Origin of the sequence: Vreelandella titanicae BH1, from assembly GCF_000336575.1 — a bacterium.
GTDB classification, from domain to species: Bacteria; Pseudomonadota; Gammaproteobacteria; order Pseudomonadales; family Halomonadaceae; genus Vreelandella; species Vreelandella titanicae.
This window is the reverse complement of sequence record NZ_AOPO01000008.1, coordinates 65878-82046: the sequence shown is the minus strand read 5'-3', so window position 1 is coordinate 82046 and position 16169 is coordinate 65878. Positions and strand designations below refer to the sequence as shown.

Here is a 16169-nt window from a genome sequence, read left to right as displayed (position 1 = left end):
TCACACTTTAGGCTACGGCCATGACCTGTATCATGTTTTTGCCACTGCTCTCTAACTCACTACGACTGCCCTAACGCTGCCGTGCTCTCGCCCTTGCCTGAGTAGTAAGAATTAAGCCGGTTACAATCAGCCCCGCCGCTATGAAATCCGCCATGCGCAATGGCTCCCCAAGTATTAGGTAAGCAAGTAGTACACCGAAAAACGGATTAAGAAGGTGATAGCTTGATGCCGCCGAGGCGCCGCTGATGCGAATCAGCACTAGCCAGAGACTCATTCCGCCGATGGTGACGACAAGTACCAGATGTGTAATCGCTATCAAGGTAGCGATAGAGGGCACGGTAAGCGGCTGCCCGAACGCCATTGCAATAGGGAGAAGCGCGACAGCGCCAGCGATGGATTGCCAGAAATTGGCCTGTAAGATGGGAAGGCCTTGGCCGCAGAAGAAAGCAGGCTAGGCTACTTCAGAACATATCAGCAGTTTTTTCCCAGATATAATCATTGAAAAAGGCTTCAATCGTACTCATTTTTTAGCACTTCCATACAAAGGCTTACAAGCTGCTTCACTATGCCAACTCTATAAAGAATCTAGATTCAACTAGGCCTGAGGGAAGTTACAGCATCGTCCTGAACGCTTTATTTGACTGAGGTAAGTGATAGCAAAGCACGCTCATGCTTCTTTTAAAGCTGATCAAATACTTTTTCGTAGCGACTTAGTCACGGCTAATAATTCTAACTTTTAACTCTCTCGTTAACCAATTTTTCTAGCTCAAGCACAACAGGCGTTTCAGAAGCACTGACAAGAGTTAGAGGGCGTGATGATCCTATATCTGCCAAAGGAATTGATACTAGCCCATGTGGAATACTAGCCACGCTTTTAGGTAACACAGCTATGCCTAAACCTGCCGTAACAAAGCATAGCATGCTTGAAATATCAGGTACTTCTAGCGTATTTACTAATGACAGCCCTGCACGTTCTGACAAATATTCGACTTGGTGCCGAAGGAATGTACGCTTTCCTGTGGGTTGTAATAGCAAGCGTTCGTCACTGAGATCACTCAAGAAAAGATGCTCAGCTTTAGCTAATGCATGACTAGGATTAATCAGCACATACAGGGGCTCCTCACCTAAAAAATGTAAACGCAATCCTCTAGCAGACTCATTCGCTATGTCAGATCTTAAAATAGCTGCATCCAGTTGTCCTGAGCGCAATGACGAAAGGTGGTCAAGTGAATTTCCATCGTGCAATTGAAGTTCGAGAAGGGGTCGCCTCTCAAGTAATACCGCTAGTGCAGAGGTAAGTACCGAAGAGAAAATAGCACTAGCTGAGTAACCAATGTTAAGAGCCCCAACTTCGCCAGCATCGGCTTGGCGAACAAGGCTTAAGCTTTGATGAGCTGCAGCTAGCAAATTAAGAGCCTCCTGAAAGAAAACTTCTCCAGCTCGAGTTAGCTGAACACTATGTGTATTTCGTATAAAAAGTTTAACGTTTAGTTCTTCCTCCAAATTTTTAATTGTTTGGCTTAGTGGTGGCTGGGTTATGTGCAAGCGTTCAGCTGCACGACGGAAATTAAGCTCTTCAGCTACAGCGACGAAATAGCGCAGCTGTTTAATTTCAAACATAACAAAAAAGTCTCACCGTGATAGGAAAAAAGACATTCCAATAAAATTATAGCCCATATATATTAGAAAAAGAAGCAACAAGAGAGTAAATTTATGCGCCTTTTAATACTTTTAGTATCTACAAGCACATTCTTTAATTTATACCAATTGCAAGCGATCTATCCTTGGCTGTCTATTAGATACGGCGCAGGTCTAACTGAGGCTGGATGGCTAAACATGGCTACCCTTTTAGGCATGATGATAACGGCGCCCTTCGCTAGCAAAATAACAAGAAAAATACTCCCCCAGCATGCAATCATAGCCGGAGTGTTAACTCTAGCATTGCTAAATATTATTATAGCTATAAGCAAGGGATTAGAATTGTTGTTTATCGTACGATTCTTACAAGGTATAACCTTGCCATGCATTTTAACTTCAGGAATACAAATACTAAGTAAAATTGAAGACATAAACAGTCGAAAAAAATGTGTCGGCTACTATGTTGCAGGAACGATATTTGGTAGCACTTTAAGCCGATTTTACCCTGCTATCTCTATCGACTTACTAGGCTGGCAGATTGGATTTATATCTTGTTCCGGATTTCTTTTACTAGCATGTTACTTCATAGCACAGAGAGCACAAAGCGCTAACATAAAATCGATTGAAAAAGAACAGGAAAAAGCACCCTACATTAGTTATTTGAAGGTAGCATTTTTAGAAAAACGCTTATTAATAGCATATGTCTTAGGCTTTGGCCTACTTCTATCTCAAAGCTCAATATTCACTGTCTTAGGCCTTTCGCTTGCTGAATTTCCATATAACAAGTCATCAAGCAAAATTGGCTTGATATACTTAGCATCTTTACCGGCAATTGTTGTAACACTATTAATACCAAAGTTATTTTGTTTAAAAAGAGAAAAGTTTTTCTATGTTACGTTTATATCTCTGTTATGGGCTTCACTATCATTAATGGGAAGTAATTTCAACTTCATAATTATTGGCGTAATAGGCTTTTCCATAAGCACATATAGCATGCAGATTATGACGACTGAGATGGTGAGTAGAGCGCAGGAAGTTCCAGCTAATTTTGCCAGCGGCATATATCTTTTCTTTTATTACGGAGGAGGAACTATAGGAGCATTTTTTTCAGCTTTTTCTTACAACCATTGGGGTTGGTTAGGAGCACTCATTTTCGTAGCCATTTTTCAAACAGTAATTTTGGTGATCGTTATTTTTTTAGTTATAGATAGCCGTAAGGAGGCTAGGCAAAATGTTAAATATATCGAATGATAAATATCAAAAACTACTCAGCATTCATCAGGAAAAAAGGCTAAACATCGTTAACCTTGATGATCTTAGCTTTATAGAATGGGAAGCCATCATAAGTAGCTTCAGAAAGCTAGCTACTGAGTACAACTATGCTAACTGCTCTCAACAGCTAATTATTACAGAACAGCTTTTGACCGAACAGTTTAGACAAGAGCTATTAAATGAAAATCCTGTTCTTAGACTAATAGAAGCCATTTTTTGTCAGGCTACACATTCCAAGTATCATCTTATGCATATCAAGAAAATGGGATTAAAGCAATTTTCATATACTGATCAATGCATAGGATTTGCTGCAATATCACTTGCATTGGGCCTTCCTTTAGCAGCTGACAAATCAACAGGTCAAGTTGTTTGGGATATAATGGATCGTAAAGAAAAAAAAGCGTCTTACCAAACCTTTTCAGAAGGCAAAGGAGAGGCAGACTATCATACAGATACTGCATTCTATGAAAAGCCAGTAAGAAATTTTGCTCTTCACTGTATTAAACCTGCTGAATGCGGTGGAGGCGTAAATCGCTTTTGCAATGCAGCAGCATTACGTCAAAAACTTATTCGTGATCCAGAGCACGCTTGGATTGTTAAAACTCTGACTGGCATACCCGCAACTTTTAGAGTCCCAAGCTCGTTTACTCATCATAAAGAAAATGAGTGCATTGATGCATTTATTTTTGGTGATGATGTACCAGTAAGATTTAGGCTTGATTCTATTCATAAAGGGCATGAACTTAAGTATGGTCGCCAAAACAATGAGCTCTTAAAAGCTATAGATGCTCTTATGCATATCGTAGACAACCCAGACAATATGCTCAAAATGCGCTTGGAAGAAGATGCTGCAGTTTTTATCAATAACTATGAAGTCTTACATTATCGCGATGACTTCATGGATCCATCACGCCACTTAATGCGAATTTGGATCAAATAAATCTCAAAAAAATGGCTTGTAGCCAAACGTTACAAGCCATTTAAGGTGGAACCATGTTAACAAAAAAATCTAGCACCGAGACGCTTTCATTAAAACATTTCAACAACTCCGGTGTAATATTCCTTGATGGGATTTTAGGAAATGACCTAATGATAGAATTACTTGAAAACACAAAAGGACAAAATTTAGATTATGAGAAGATAAATTCATTGAATGAAAAAATACTCATCAGCAAAGAAGTGCAAAAGTTATTATTCTCTCACAAATTTATAAACGCAATTAATTTAACTTACTCCAAAAATTTAATCTTTGTTGGCACAAAGGTTCTAACACTAAAAAACAACACAAAATCAGACTGGAGCTTTCATGAGGATTTATATTTAAAACAAAGAGCATTTGATGAAGGATGCACTCTTTGGCTACCATTGACTGATAATTTAAATGATAGTAAAGGTAAGTTATCAGCATCCATTGTGCCTAAACACTATGGTTATTGCGATCCTTTATACCAGCATCTTAATTTCTTAGAAAAACTAGAATTACCAACTGAGAATATTGATTTCAATTACAAACGATATACAAATAACAAATTACAGAACCTATGGTCTGAAACTTTAGCAGGACACGCTATGTCAGAGATCTTGAATCGAAGCTGCTATAAACTTCAATCCAGCCTCTCCAGCGCATTTTTAGTTGACAAGCAAGCTTTGATTAATTTCGAGTATGTTTCAAAACACAATAACAATACGGACTTGACTCTTATCGGACTTACATTCTATTCGGAGCATAGTGTATTTAGACACAGAGGCCTTGACAAGGAGAAGAGCAACGTTAATTTTTTGAGTAACATCAACGGTTATAATAACGATGGCCATCCCATTACAGACTTACTTGGTTTCAACAGTGATAGAATAATAAAAATAAAACTTGGATCCATTGATATAGATAAGATAAAAGAAAAATTTGATCCTCGCACCTGTTTTGACTAGCAACTACCAATACTGCTTTTGACCTGAAAATACCACTAAACTCTGTTCATGAGCGAGGCTTCAAACCTTGGATCAGCATCAGCGGCCAGCTCTCTGCAATCTCATCCGCGGAGGAGACACATACTTCACACAGATCACGCGGATGCGGGTTCCACCGCCCTGAGGCATGAAACTACTCGCGGTACGGAATATCCAGCCGCTTTCTGCGCATTCCGAGGGTGCTAGATATACCACGCCTTGCACGATATTGGCATCACCTTCACCCGCTCTTCAGCAGGAGCGCCTGGAAGATCACTTTTACGAGTCGCCTTTCCGATCAGTGACGCAGAAAACCCCATTCACTGGGTGCTGCCTTCCCGCCTGCACGCGAGAGAAACCGTGTTCGCGATGACTATACACAAATCTCAAAGCTCAGAGTTTCAGCACACCGTATGGCCTGGGTCATACTTATCCCCCATCTATTTCACACGTCCCCCCTTCCTCTGCCTTTGGCTGGCGTAATGGAGTTCTATGCAAGATTCGACGTTGATAGTTAACTCTGTCTTACCCTCCCGCTTGCCTGGGTGGTAAGGAGCAGGCCAATTACAATCAGCGCTGCACCAATGAAATCCGCCATGCGCAACGGCTCCCCTAGTATTAGATAAGCGAGTAGTACGCCGAAGAACGGATTAAGAAGGTGATAGCTTGATGCCGTCGAGGCGCCGCTGATGCGGATCAGCACAAGCCAGAGGCTCATTCCACCGATGGTGACGACAAGTACCAGATGTGTCATCGCTATCATCGTAGCGGTTGAAGGCACGGCAAGCGGCTGCCCGAACACCATTGCCATGGGTAGAAGAGCGATAGCACCAGCAATGGATTGCCAGAAATTGGCCTGCAAGACGGGAAGGCCTGCGCCTTGGCCGCGGAAGAACACGGTTCCACTGGCAAAGGCAAGCATGCCGCCGATTGCCATAAGCACTCCCCAAACATCAACCTGCATTCCGCTAGCAACGCCAGAAATGACTACCACTCCCACTAACCCCAGCGCCGCGCCGAGTAACTTCATTGGGGAAAGTGGTTCTACGCCCCACCATGCTGATAGCAAACTGGTGGCCAGCGGTGCGCAGCTAACAATAACAATAACGACCTGGGGGCGAACCGTCTGCAATGCGGCAAAGCTCAGCCCCAGGTAAAGGGCGTTGTTAAGCACGCCAAGCAGCAATCCGCGCCTGATAGCGATGCGATCCCCATGAGTTGATAACCGGAAGCCTCCGCAGCTAAGGCAAATGGGCAGCATCAGTAACGCACTCAATAAAAACCGGATGGTGAGCAGCGTAAAGGGGTCGAAATCAGTCAGTGCAATGGCACCGGCTATAAATGCCGAACTCCAAACGATACTGAAAATGACCACCAAACCAGTTAATACGAAATTATTCATGCAGTCCCCTTAAAAGCGCCATCCTGCTTTTGCACCATCACCATGAAACTGATGGTGCATGGGAGTTACATGTAGTGGAAATTAATTATTAACCGGTCATAATTAGATGAATTAATGTTCAATGCGGAGATGAAGCGTGTTTGATTGCCAACCTTCCCCCTTGGGCGATAGGCGAGTCACGCTGGAACACCTGCGCGCTTTCGTACTGTTGGCCGAAGGCAATGGTTTTCAGCAGGCAGGTCTTCAGTTGTACCGCAGCCAGTCTGCGGTCACGCAAAGTCTGAAGCGGCTGGAGGAAATACTCGGCTGTAAGTTACTTGAGCGTCGCCAAGGTCATATCCTTGGCTTGACGGCAGACGGAGAGCGGTTTCTTCCCGCCGTCAATGAGATACTTGCCCGTACGTCTGAGGCGGTGAGTGCCATGCAACAACCGGAAATTTCCGGACGCTTGCTGATTGGCGTTCCCGATGATTTCAAGGTGGTGGATCTACATGGCGCTATTTCTCGGTGCGCCGAGCTAAACCGCAATCTGCGCCTGGAAGTTGTCTCTGCGCTTTCCTCGCAACTGCTCCTCCAACTCGATAACAGCGGCCTTGATCTCGCCATCTTTAAGTGTGTGGGAGACTTCACGCCAAGCGACCCGCGCTGGCAGTGTCATCTGCTGCGGCGAGAGCCTCTCCACTGGGTGTCCACGCAACGGCATGATTTTGACCGTATGTCTGATATACCACTTGTTATCTTTCCTGACGGCTGTTGCTACCGAAGCGCGGCGCTCGCTGCATTGGATCAGCACCAGAAGTACGGCTACAGTGCCTATACTAGCGCCTCTTATGACAATATTCGTGCCGCTGTATCAGCAGGTCTCGGCATCGGTGTGCTTCCCGCCAGTGCGCTTGCTGAAGACCACATTATTCTAGGCAAGCGGGAGGGATTTCCGGAGCTGCCGATGGTGGAACTCTTGATGGTTCAGGCGTCACAGAAGCGTGCCACCCAGCAACTGGCGGACTTCCTTACGCTTTCGTCGGCAATGAAATCTCAAAAGGTTAGTGAATATCGTTAATCTGGAACCTCAGACAGAGGGTAATTCCCCTCTGTCAGCCTAGTTGTTCAGTTGGCAATATCGGCATTACTCTCACAATGCCGGTTCCGTGCATCCCGGATAAATCATTACTACGCGGTGCATACCCGACCAGCGACCCGGAAAAACACATCAACTGGGTGCTACCTTCTCGTCTGCACGCGGTAGAAACCATATTCGCGATGACGATACACAAACCCCAGGGCTCAGAGTTTCTGCACACCTCCCTGCTGCTACCACCTACACCCAACCCCATCCTCCTTTTCCCGCGAGTTGGTCTACACCGGCATCACCCGCGCCCGCGAATGACTCACTCTGATCAAGGCCAAACGAGGGATATTGGAATGATGCGGTGACTAGGGAGGTTTAGTGGGTTAAATGGGATTTAACGCCTGTGCTCAGCGGCCGATTTGGAGGCGCAACGCGCCGGAAAAGTGGTTCGGCAGCCCGTGGTTATGCGATCCTCTCACCAATCTCTACTGGGCACTTCAGCACCCATTCCCAAAAGGGTTGCTCAGGCCCAGCTTCGCCCTTCCAATACTGCGAAGCAAACCACGAAGTTACTAAGGCTGAATTCCCGCCATATAGAAGCCCCATGTCAGCCCTAAAAACCGTTTCAGCTTTCACTTTATAGACTGGCAGTTCAAGCGCTTTAAACCTGATTTTAAAATCTCGGACACTAGATAAACAGTCAACCGCGAACATACTCTGCATTCTCGAAGGTTTATCAGGGAATGACGCTCTACGCACCTGCTCAAAAAAAAGCTCGAGCATTGGATTTATCGCTTGGACTTGGGACTCCGCTCTTAGAAAGTACATTTCACCATGGCGAGAGAGCCCATCGGGAAACAGCGAATTGGAGTGCTCTGCTAACACTTCTGGGCTCACGTCATTGTAATGCTGTAATTGGCAGGTGCTCCCCTCTGCCAAGGTGCCCAAACGATCAACAGTATATAGCTCCACACGCTCTCCCAGTTTTTTTCGCATAACGCCAGCAATAAACGGCGACCCAACAGGGACGTCCGGTGATGGCCGCAAGCCGGAACGAATTTGATGTCCTTGTTAGGGATTCGGCCCCCACTACCATTTCGACACTCTTACATTCCGTTTCGACTTTTTACTCTCTCTCCACAACTCCACTCGGTAGTGTTCCGGAACTGGAGTTGGCTGGGGTGGTTGGGATGGACGTGATGATTCCCTTCGCTTTTTGCCCTCCGAAATTAAGTCATTTCCTAAAGCGTCAACTAAAGGAAGTTTAATTTGACGGGGGAGCAAAGGTGCCTTTGCTAATGAATCTTCAAGAGCGTTTACGAATTCTGGCGCTTCTTCGAGTTCATCGCCAAAAACGGACTCAGCCTCTTTCATGGCTTGATCAACGGTCATTTCCCCACGTTGAACTTTAGCGAAAAGAGTCTTTAACCGTGCCAGCGACTCTCCCCTCTTTTTAACCCTTGGCTTTTTGCTACTTTTCTCAAATGGAGCAGCTGCGCGATCCGAAAGGTAATCCCCCACATCACGTACCTGTCTATTTATCGTCTCAAGGCCGCTGATGAAAGACCCGTATTGGCCAATACCGATGTATAACATGCCAAGGGCAGCTGCAACTCTGCCAACAGCCTTGACTGACCCTTCTTCTGTTTCCAGGGCGATAGAGTAGTCTGGCAGCTTTAAAACACCGTCAACGTAACTCTCCCAGTCATCAAATAATTGCGTTGAATACCTCTCAAATTCATCACGCGGCAAACTGGGAACGTCTATGAAGAATTCCGTTGAGCCTATGTTTGCCATAACTTTCCCTTTGGCTCTACTCGCATTGCCCTAGCAGCGTATTAGACGGCGCGTTCTATGATTGAATGAGCGTGCTGGCACTTTTTTCGGAAAATTCAGCCTGCCATATTCTTCCAAGCCCATGATTCTTTTGGAGAATTAATTTCCATTAGGCTGCATATCCAAAATTCGTTCTCTTCCCCACCAAACGCCACCCTACCCGCTAGCGTTTCCATCCCTTCAATCGGCTGCTCGTAGCTCCAGGCAATGTCTTGGTTTTCGCCCAGCGAGCAATACACCATGTCGCCTTTAAATGGGCAATGGGTGGTCGTTTCTGAGGTGGTAAGCAAATCCATCCGCGCATCTTCGCGCGGGAAATAGTGGCGTGGCGGATAGCCGGTTTCGCGGAGTTCGAGAGTTTGGGTAGAGTCAGCAAGCAGTTTGCCATCAACATGCACCTGCACGCGCTGGCTAAAGGGGTGGAGTTCGATGCGAGGTGCATGTGGCATTAGGTTGTTCCCTGCGGCTTTTTTAGCTCTAGTAAAATGAGCCTAGCAGCAAAGTTCGTTGAATCCCATGTTCTCCTCATCAAACTTTAGGCTACGAGCATGACCTGGGTCATGTTGATGCCATTGCTACCCCCTACCAATGTCTTTGGCTGGAGTAATAAATGCTTGGGTTTTAAGAAAGGACAGCAAGAAAGGCTTCAGTGAAGTGGGCAACGTACTCAGGAAAGCAAACGCAACGCGGCTCGGAAGCTGCTCGCTCGCACAGAAATGGATGATCAGACAATCGCGGACATCGAACAGATGCCCGTCGAAGAGGTAGAAAAGTTATGGGCAGAGACTCAGCATTAAGGCCTAAACAATCTGGAGCGACCGGCGCCACTTAGCCAGCGCCTGAATATCCTCCGGTGTCGTTCGGCAGCATCCGCCAATGCCTGACGCGCCTGCTGCCAGCCACTGCTCAACCCCTTGTGCCAGCCCGGAAATATCCGCAGCAGTATGATCGCATTGGGCCGGGTGCCAGGTTTTGGTTACCGCGTCGTACACTTCCCCTGAGTTGGGGTAGACCAATATAGGCAGATCGCACTGACGCCGGATCGCCTGAATCAGCGATTCAATGTGGGCCAAGGCCGTGCAGTTCACACCAATCGCCGCCACGCCTGGGCAGTTGGCCAGGGCTGCCGCACACTGCTCGATCGGCGTGCCATCGCTGATATGTTGGCCATCCTTCGCCGAGAAAGTGATCCAGGCCTGCGCGCCCGGGTGCTCGGCCAGCAAATCGGTGATCGCCAGCGCTTCCTCCAATGAAGGCAGGGTTTCAGCGGCCAGTAGATCAGCCCCCGCCGCCAGCAAGAGTTCAAAACGCTCGCGGTGAAATTCAACCAGCCCGGCGCGATCCAGGTCATAGCCACCCCGGTACTCACTGCCATCCGCCAGATACGCGCCATAAGGGCCGACGGATGCGGCCACCAGCGGTTTGGGCCGGTCGGTTTGGCCCGGCTGCCAGACCGCATCCCGCGCTTGCTGCGCCAGCGTGACCGATAACTGAATTAACGCCCGCGCCTCTTCTGCCGTCAGCCCCGCCTGCATAAAACCGGGCACCGTGGCTTGATAGCTGGCGGTAATCGCACAGTCGGCCCCGGCTTCAAAGTAGGCCTGATGCACCTGACGAATCTTCTCCGGGGCTTGCGCCAACAAGCGCGCCGACCAGAGGGCGTCATTGAGGTCGCAGCCGAGCGCTTCCAGTTCGGTGGCCAAGGCACCGTCGATAACCATAAAGGGCACGTCGGCCAACAGCGCTTTGATTGGATTTAACTCACTCATGCGGTCTTTTCCTCAATGGCGTTGGGCGAATGTTCAGAACGTTGGGAGGCCGAACGGTGGCGCACGAAGTGCACCAGGTAGCACAGGCCAATGAAAGGCACACCGAAATAGAGCGCCACGCGTTGATGCGGGTCGAAAGCAATGCCAATGCACGCGGTCAGACAGGCTGCAAACGCAATAATCGGCACCCAGGGGTAGAACGGGGTGCGATAAACCAGATCCTTCAGTTGCCCGCCTTCACGCAGGTAGCGGCGCCGGAAGTTAAACTGGCTAAGCGCAATCGCCATCCAGACCACCACCACGGCCAAACCGGAAATCGAGACCAGCACCAAGTAGACGGTTTCAGGGGCATAAACGCTGGAGAACAGCGCGCCCAGGCCGCCGACCATGCTGAGTAGCAGGGCATTCATCGGAATGCCACGCTTGTTGAGGCGGCCAAGCGACTTGGGCAAGGTGCCTTGGTCAGCGAGCGTCCATAGCATGCGCGACGAGGCATAAAGCCCGGAATTGGCCGCCGAAAGCAGCGCGGTGATGATCACAAAATTCATGATATCGGCTGCGCCCGGCACGCCAAGGCGCTGGAATACGGCCACAAAGGGACTTTGACTGAGCCCGGCTTGGTCTTGAGGTAACAGCGCCGCAATCACGACGATGGTGCCGACAAAAAACAGGATTAATCGCCATAGGGTCGCGCGGATCGCCTTGGGCACATTGCGGGCCGGATCCACCGTTTCTCCAGCGGCAATCCCAATCAGTTCGGTACCGGAAAAGGCAAACATCACTGCCAGTAAGGCGGTACCAATGGCCAGCAGGTTGGGCGGCATGGCGCCCTCTCCCCATAGTGCCGATAGTCCCGGTGAGGCGACCTCAGCGCCAGTGGCATCATGCAGCGGTACCCAGCCAATAATCGCCACGGCGCCCACCAGCACAAACACCACCACCGCGATCACTTTGATCAGTGAAAGCCAGAACTCAGACTCGGCGAAGAAGCGCGAGGTAAACGCATTCACACCAAAGACAATCGCCGCAAACAAGCCGCTCCAGTACCAGCCGGGGATATCGGGAAACCAGCGCCCCATAAAGACCGCCGCCGCGGTGAACTCTGACCCTAGCGCCACCGTCCAGGTGAGCCAGTACATCCAGGCCACCATGTAGCCGGTGCCGGGGCCGATATAGCGGCTGGCATGCGCGCTGAAGGCGCCTGAATTCGGCATATGCACCGCCAGCTCGCCCAGGCACATCATCACCAGCCAAGCAACAATGCCACCCACCAGATAGGCCAGCACTGCCCCAATAGGCCCGGCCTGCTGCACGGTATAACCGGAACTCAAAAACAGCCCGGTGCCAATCACGCCCCCCAAGGAGAGCATCACCAAATGGCGCGTCTGCATACTGCGCTTGAAGTGCGCCCCCTCTTGATCACTTGCTGGCTCACTCATGGTGACATCCCTATCTTTGGCCTAACACTGCGGCAAGAGCCCAGCGGCCTGGCTCAAAAAGGGCACCATTTTAGTGCATCCTTAATTTACTAAAAAGCATAAAAGATATTTTTAATATTCTTATTTTGAATATACAAGCCTGATATGAGTGATAAGCGCGGGGAGTATCAATTTAGATAATGGCTGGTGCTAATCCCCCCTACTAACTGAATGCAGTTTGCTCAAAGCTTGCACGTGCTGTCACACCAGCATGCCATTCCTGTAACTGTGGATACTCTTCCTTCCAGCTCACCTCTGGCAGCCTGAAGGCTAGATAATCCAGCGCCACTGCGGTGGCGATGTGACCCAGATTGATAGTTGAGGTCTGTTGTTTTTCGCCAAGCTCACCCTCCAGCTGCTTCAATAGCCGCTGAATGGCCCGCGAACGCCTCTGCCCCAGCTCGCTATCATCAATTCCATTGCCGTAATGCTTTCTGGCAATCACGGTATTGAACGCGGCATCCATCAGGTTTTGACCCAACCCGGCCAGGTGCAGCACCTCACCTAAACCAGCCGTGGGAATCATCGGCTTGTTGGGGCTAACGCCATCCAGGTAAACGGCAATCAGCAGTGACTCGCTTAACGAGATCCCCTTCTCCGTTATCAACGCCGGAATACGCCCTGCGGGGTTGGCTTTTAATAGATCGGCATCGTCTGCCCAAGGGTCGCACCACTTCAGCGTCACGGTGTCCGTTAGGCCTTTTTCCAGTAATACGATGCGCACCAGGCGCGCATAGGGTGAGGTTGCGTTTAGGTAGAGCTCCATTATTGCCTCCCTTGGTTTGAAGAGTGCTTTGAAGATTGCTGTGTAGATTGTTGGCCAGACGAGTGCCTCTGCTGTACGCCACGGCTAAGCAGCACCAGCAAAAAGCCAGCGAAGAGGATAAGACCGCTGATGGCAAACAGTGGCGCGTAGCTGCCCCAGGCGCCATAAAGCGCGGACATGGCATAGCCCGCCACCGCCTGAGCGGCAGCAAAGGCAGCGGTGGCTTGCCCCCAGAGCTTCTTGTGGGCGGTTGGCCCTACCAACTCAGCAAGGCGGCCAGAGGTGAGTGCAACAATGCCGGGGATCATCGCCCCCACCATGAAGGAGGAAACCGACTGGCTGAGCAGTGCGAGCGAGAACACCGGTAGCAAGACAGCGGCGGCCTTCGCCGCAAAGGCGATCATCAAGCCCCCCTGCCAGCCCACTCGCTGCGCCAGTGCGCCTACCATAAACGGCCCACACAAGGCGCCCAACCCGAAGATACCCCACTGCAATGAAGCCGCTTGATTGCCCAGGGCGTTTTCCCTGGCAAGATAGTCCACCCAGAACACGGTGTGGGGCACAAAGCCAATCGCATCCAGGGCGTAAGCGCCAATCACCAGCAGAACAATGACCTTTACACCCGCATACCCTGTGGAACTACTACCCACCGAGCTAGCCGTTATTGGTGAGGTCAAGTGCGCTATTCCCTGTTGTTGCAAAAAATAGTCACACAAGAGGCCAGCGGCAATACACAGTAGCCCCAGCGTGCCCCAGGTGACTGTCAGGCTTAACCCAAGAAGCAACGGCACAATGAAGGCCGAAAGCAGTGCTCCAAAGCCAATACCGGTAAATACCATGGCGCCGACACGGGTTCGCCTTTCAGGTGGCGTGGCCGCCAACGCCAGTGAAGGCCCGACAACCATTAAGATGGCCCCGGCAATACCTGACACCAACCGCCAGAAGAAGAACCAGAGGAAACCGCCCGCCCCGGCGCAGAGCACAAAGCTAAGCGCGATACCCGCGAAGCTTGCGGCCATCACCAAGCGAGGAGAAAAGCGCTCACTCAGCGAGTGGGCGGCGAGTGCGCCGATAAAATACCCCAGCAGGTTGGCGGCCCCAAGGTAGGCGCCTTGGCTCGCGGTGAACCACCCCTCTTGAATAATCGCGGGCAATAGCGGCGTATAGGCGAAGCGCGCAATGCCAATCCCCGCCAAGGTTGCCATTATCCCTGTCATCAGGGCCGGTAGGTCTTTGCTGTTAATCATGTCGTGCCCCTTTCGTGCTGCCTCGAGCAGGATTGGCAGCTCGTTTGTACAGGGAAGACTACGCGCGGAGGAGTGTTTACTAGAAATGATTAGTTATGATCGCTACTATCTTTTTTTGAGATAGCCCTAGTTTGACGAGTATCGACGGAGAGGTGGGCCATGCAACTGAAATCGCTTCGACTGTTTATGGCAGTGGCCGAAACAGGCAGCTTCGTGGCAGCGGCAAATCAGCTGCACACGGTGCAATCCAATGTGACGGCTCACATCAAGAAACTTGAGGAGGAGTTGGGTGTACAACTGCTTCAGCGTGCGGGGCGCGTTCGTCCCACGAGTGCGGGTTTGGCACTGGTGGAGTACGCCGAACGCATACTGACGGCCCACGATGAAGCGGTATCGCTATTCAAAGGCCAGGAAAAGGCGTGTGGACGGCTACGTATAGGCGCCATGGAGACCACGACGGCGTTGCGCCTTCCGCCGATACTGGCGGCGTACCACGCAGCGCAGCCTGACGTTGATATCCAGATAAAGACCGGGCCCACGGCTGAGCTGGTCGAATTGTTGCTTAATGGGCAGGTGGATTGTGTCTTCGTGGCCGGGCGACTCGAGCATGGCCGCTATCACTTGCTCAAAGCATTTAGCGAGCGGCTTATTTTAGTCGGCTCAACGCCGATGACGAAGATGCCCTCTTCACAAGCGCTGCTGACGTCCGCTTTTTTGGCATTTCGCCAAGGTTGCAGCTACCGCCAACGTATCGAGCTGTTGCTGGCTTCCTACGGCGTCAATGCAGGCCGGATTTTTGAGTTCGGTTCACTGGACGCGATGCTTGGCTGCGTTGCTGCCGGGATGGGTTACACGGTGCTGCCCAGAGGGACGGTTGAAGCCCACCAGCACCGGTTCGGTATTCATACGCTGGAGCTGCCCACGTCCATCGCCAATGTCGATACCTATTTTGTCGCCCCCGAACCAGAGTCCTGGACACCCGCCCTGGCAAGCTTCGCTGACACGTTGCGTGATGCGTTGGTGGTGGATGAGCCTCAGCTGACTGCGTCGTGAGGTGGGCGCCGATACTACGCTATAGCGTTGCCCTATTCGCTTTTCAGTCGGTTCATAGATGCGTGTAAAACGGCGAGAACGTCAATTTTATCTGGTTTGATGTAGTAAATAATGCGGTAAGCGCCACACAAGACTTCCCTTATTTGAGCGATATAGTACTCCGGCACCTTGCGTCCTGAAGCGGGGAAATCACCGATCTGTTGTGACCTTCGGGTGATTTTATCAACGGTACTCAACGCATAAGCTTCTGAGTCCTGCGCAATATAGGCATAAATCGCTTCCAAATGAGCTTCTGCTGTTGCTGTCCAGAACACATTCATTCAGGCAAGCCGTATTTCTTGCGAATATCTGCCACGTTCGTAATGTTACCCGCTTGGCTATCTGCCATGCCCTTTTCGATGGTCTCTCGGATGTAGATCTCATGCATAAGGTCTTCCCAGGTGGCATTCGCAGGAAGTTGCTCAATTAGCTTGTGTGCGTCGTCTTTGCTCATCGTAGCTGACATGGTGACTACCTTTGTTAGGTACGTAGAAAATGCTGTTGGAGGATACCCTGGATTACCGAGAGTGTTGCGGTTTATGCCATTTTCTGCAAATACATCGCCAAGGTCGATACCAAATTTGCCGCCTCCGAACCGGAAACCTGGACACCCGCCCTGGCAAGCTTCGCTGAAACGTTTCGTGATGCAGTGG

At 49.8% G+C, this 16169-nt stretch carries 17 protein-coding genes and 2 pseudogenes; 7 read left to right on the top strand and 12 right to left on the bottom strand.

Translation table 11 applies throughout. The features are described from left to right. Positions 1-70 precede the first annotated feature (70 nt). A complete protein-coding gene (locus HALTITAN_RS15070; RefSeq protein WP_268871429.1) occupies positions 71-421 on the bottom strand; it encodes a DMT family transporter in 351 nt (116 codons plus the stop codon). A 308-nt stretch (positions 422-729) separates the two neighbouring features. Then, entirely contained in the window at positions 730-1620 is an 891-nt protein-coding gene (locus HALTITAN_RS24915) for a LysR family transcriptional regulator (protein WP_009287621.1), read from the bottom strand. 93 nt (positions 1621-1713) lie between these two features. Here HALTITAN_RS24915 and HALTITAN_RS15065 point away from each other — a divergent pair, with 93 nt between their 5' ends. The 4 genes and pseudogenes from HALTITAN_RS15065 to HALTITAN_RS26380 all read left to right on the top strand — a co-directional run. Continuing rightward, on the top strand, positions 1714-2889 hold the full coding sequence (locus HALTITAN_RS15065) for an MFS transporter (RefSeq protein WP_009287620.1): 1176 nt from the start codon (positions 1714-1716) through the stop codon (positions 2887-2889). After that, complete coding sequence (locus HALTITAN_RS15060) at positions 2870-3850, top strand: TauD/TfdA family dioxygenase (RefSeq protein ID WP_009287619.1); 981 nt, start codon at positions 2870-2872, stop codon at positions 3848-3850. Before HALTITAN_RS15065 ends, HALTITAN_RS15060 begins: the two co-directional genes overlap by 20 nt. Positions 3851-3903: 53 nt before the next feature. Next, positions 3904-4839, top strand: a complete 936-nt coding sequence (locus tag HALTITAN_RS15055) for a hypothetical protein (protein WP_009287618.1) — start codon at positions 3904-3906, stop codon at positions 4837-4839. Between the two features lie 243 nt (positions 4840-5082). Then, positions 5083-5268, top strand: a pseudogene (locus HALTITAN_RS26380) (hypothetical protein); the annotation flags it as partial. 103 nt (positions 5269-5371) lie between these two features. On the opposite strand, the gene HALTITAN_RS15050 reads toward HALTITAN_RS26380, so the two are convergent. Then, entirely contained in the window at positions 5372-6259 is an 888-nt protein-coding gene (locus HALTITAN_RS15050; protein WP_009287617.1) for a DMT family transporter, read from the bottom strand. Between the two features lie 136 nt (positions 6260-6395). On the opposite strand from HALTITAN_RS15050, the gene HALTITAN_RS15045 reads away from it, so the two are divergent. Both HALTITAN_RS15045 and HALTITAN_RS26065 read left to right on the top strand, forming a co-directional pair. Next, entirely contained in the window at positions 6396-7319 is a 924-nt protein-coding gene (locus tag HALTITAN_RS15045) for a LysR substrate-binding domain-containing protein (RefSeq protein WP_009287616.1), read from the top strand. 53 nt (positions 7320-7372) lie between these two features. Next, positions 7373-7707, top strand: a pseudogene (locus HALTITAN_RS26065) (ATP-binding domain-containing protein); the annotation flags it as partial. Between the two features lie 83 nt (positions 7708-7790). On the opposite strand, the gene HALTITAN_RS15040 reads toward HALTITAN_RS26065, so the two are convergent. The 7 genes from HALTITAN_RS15040 to HALTITAN_RS15010 form a co-directional block, all read right to left on the bottom strand. Next, positions 7791-8300 carry a DUF2441 domain-containing protein gene (locus HALTITAN_RS15040; RefSeq protein WP_152419275.1) on the bottom strand — a complete coding sequence of 170 codons (510 nt, stop codon included), beginning with the start codon at positions 8298-8300 and terminating at the stop codon, positions 7791-7793. A 117-nt stretch (positions 8301-8417) separates the two neighbouring features. Next, positions 8418-9125: a hypothetical protein gene (locus HALTITAN_RS15035; protein ID WP_009287614.1), complete on the bottom strand. Its 708-nt coding sequence runs from the start codon at positions 9123-9125 to the stop codon at positions 8418-8420. A 95-nt stretch (positions 9126-9220) separates the two neighbouring features. Further along, positions 9221-9613 (bottom strand): DUF427 domain-containing protein, encoded by a 393-nt coding sequence (locus HALTITAN_RS15030; RefSeq protein WP_083868812.1) that lies wholly within the window; start codon positions 9611-9613, stop codon positions 9221-9223. 351 nt (positions 9614-9964) lie between these two features. Then, positions 9965-10933 (bottom strand): homocysteine S-methyltransferase, encoded by a 969-nt coding sequence (gene mmuM / locus HALTITAN_RS15025; protein WP_009287613.1) that lies wholly within the window; start codon positions 10931-10933, stop codon positions 9965-9967. Further along, on the bottom strand, positions 10930-12372 hold the full coding sequence (locus HALTITAN_RS15020) for an amino acid permease (protein ID WP_009287612.1): 1443 nt from the start codon (positions 12370-12372) through the stop codon (positions 10930-10932). The genes mmuM and HALTITAN_RS15020 overlap by 4 nt, the downstream gene beginning before the upstream one ends. A 202-nt stretch (positions 12373-12574) precedes the next feature. Continuing rightward, positions 12575-13177, bottom strand: coding sequence for a glutathione S-transferase family protein (locus HALTITAN_RS15015; protein WP_039859647.1), 603 nt, complete (start codon positions 13175-13177; stop codon positions 12575-12577). Continuing rightward, complete coding sequence (locus tag HALTITAN_RS15010; RefSeq protein WP_009287611.1) at positions 13177-14424, bottom strand: YbfB/YjiJ family MFS transporter; 1248 nt, start codon at positions 14422-14424, stop codon at positions 13177-13179. Before HALTITAN_RS15010 ends, HALTITAN_RS15015 begins: the two co-directional genes overlap by 1 nt. 159 nt (positions 14425-14583) lie before the next feature. On the opposite strand from HALTITAN_RS15010, the gene HALTITAN_RS15005 reads away from it, so the two are divergent. Beyond that, complete coding sequence (locus tag HALTITAN_RS15005) at positions 14584-15477, top strand: LysR family transcriptional regulator (RefSeq protein WP_009287610.1); 894 nt, start codon at positions 14584-14586, stop codon at positions 15475-15477. A 32-nt stretch (positions 15478-15509) separates the two neighbouring features. Here the strand turns inward: HALTITAN_RS15005 and HALTITAN_RS15000 are convergent, their stop codons facing one another. Further along, positions 15510-15797: a type II toxin-antitoxin system RelE/ParE family toxin gene (locus HALTITAN_RS15000; RefSeq protein WP_039859645.1), complete on the bottom strand. Its 288-nt coding sequence runs from the start codon at positions 15795-15797 to the stop codon at positions 15510-15512. After that, the gene (locus HALTITAN_RS14995; protein ID WP_039859644.1) at positions 15794-15982 is read right to left on the bottom strand and encodes a hypothetical protein; all 189 of its coding nucleotides are present in this window, start codon (positions 15980-15982) and stop codon (positions 15794-15796) included. The genes HALTITAN_RS15000 and HALTITAN_RS14995 overlap by 4 nt, the downstream gene beginning before the upstream one ends. Positions 15983-16169: the final 187 nt, after the last annotated feature.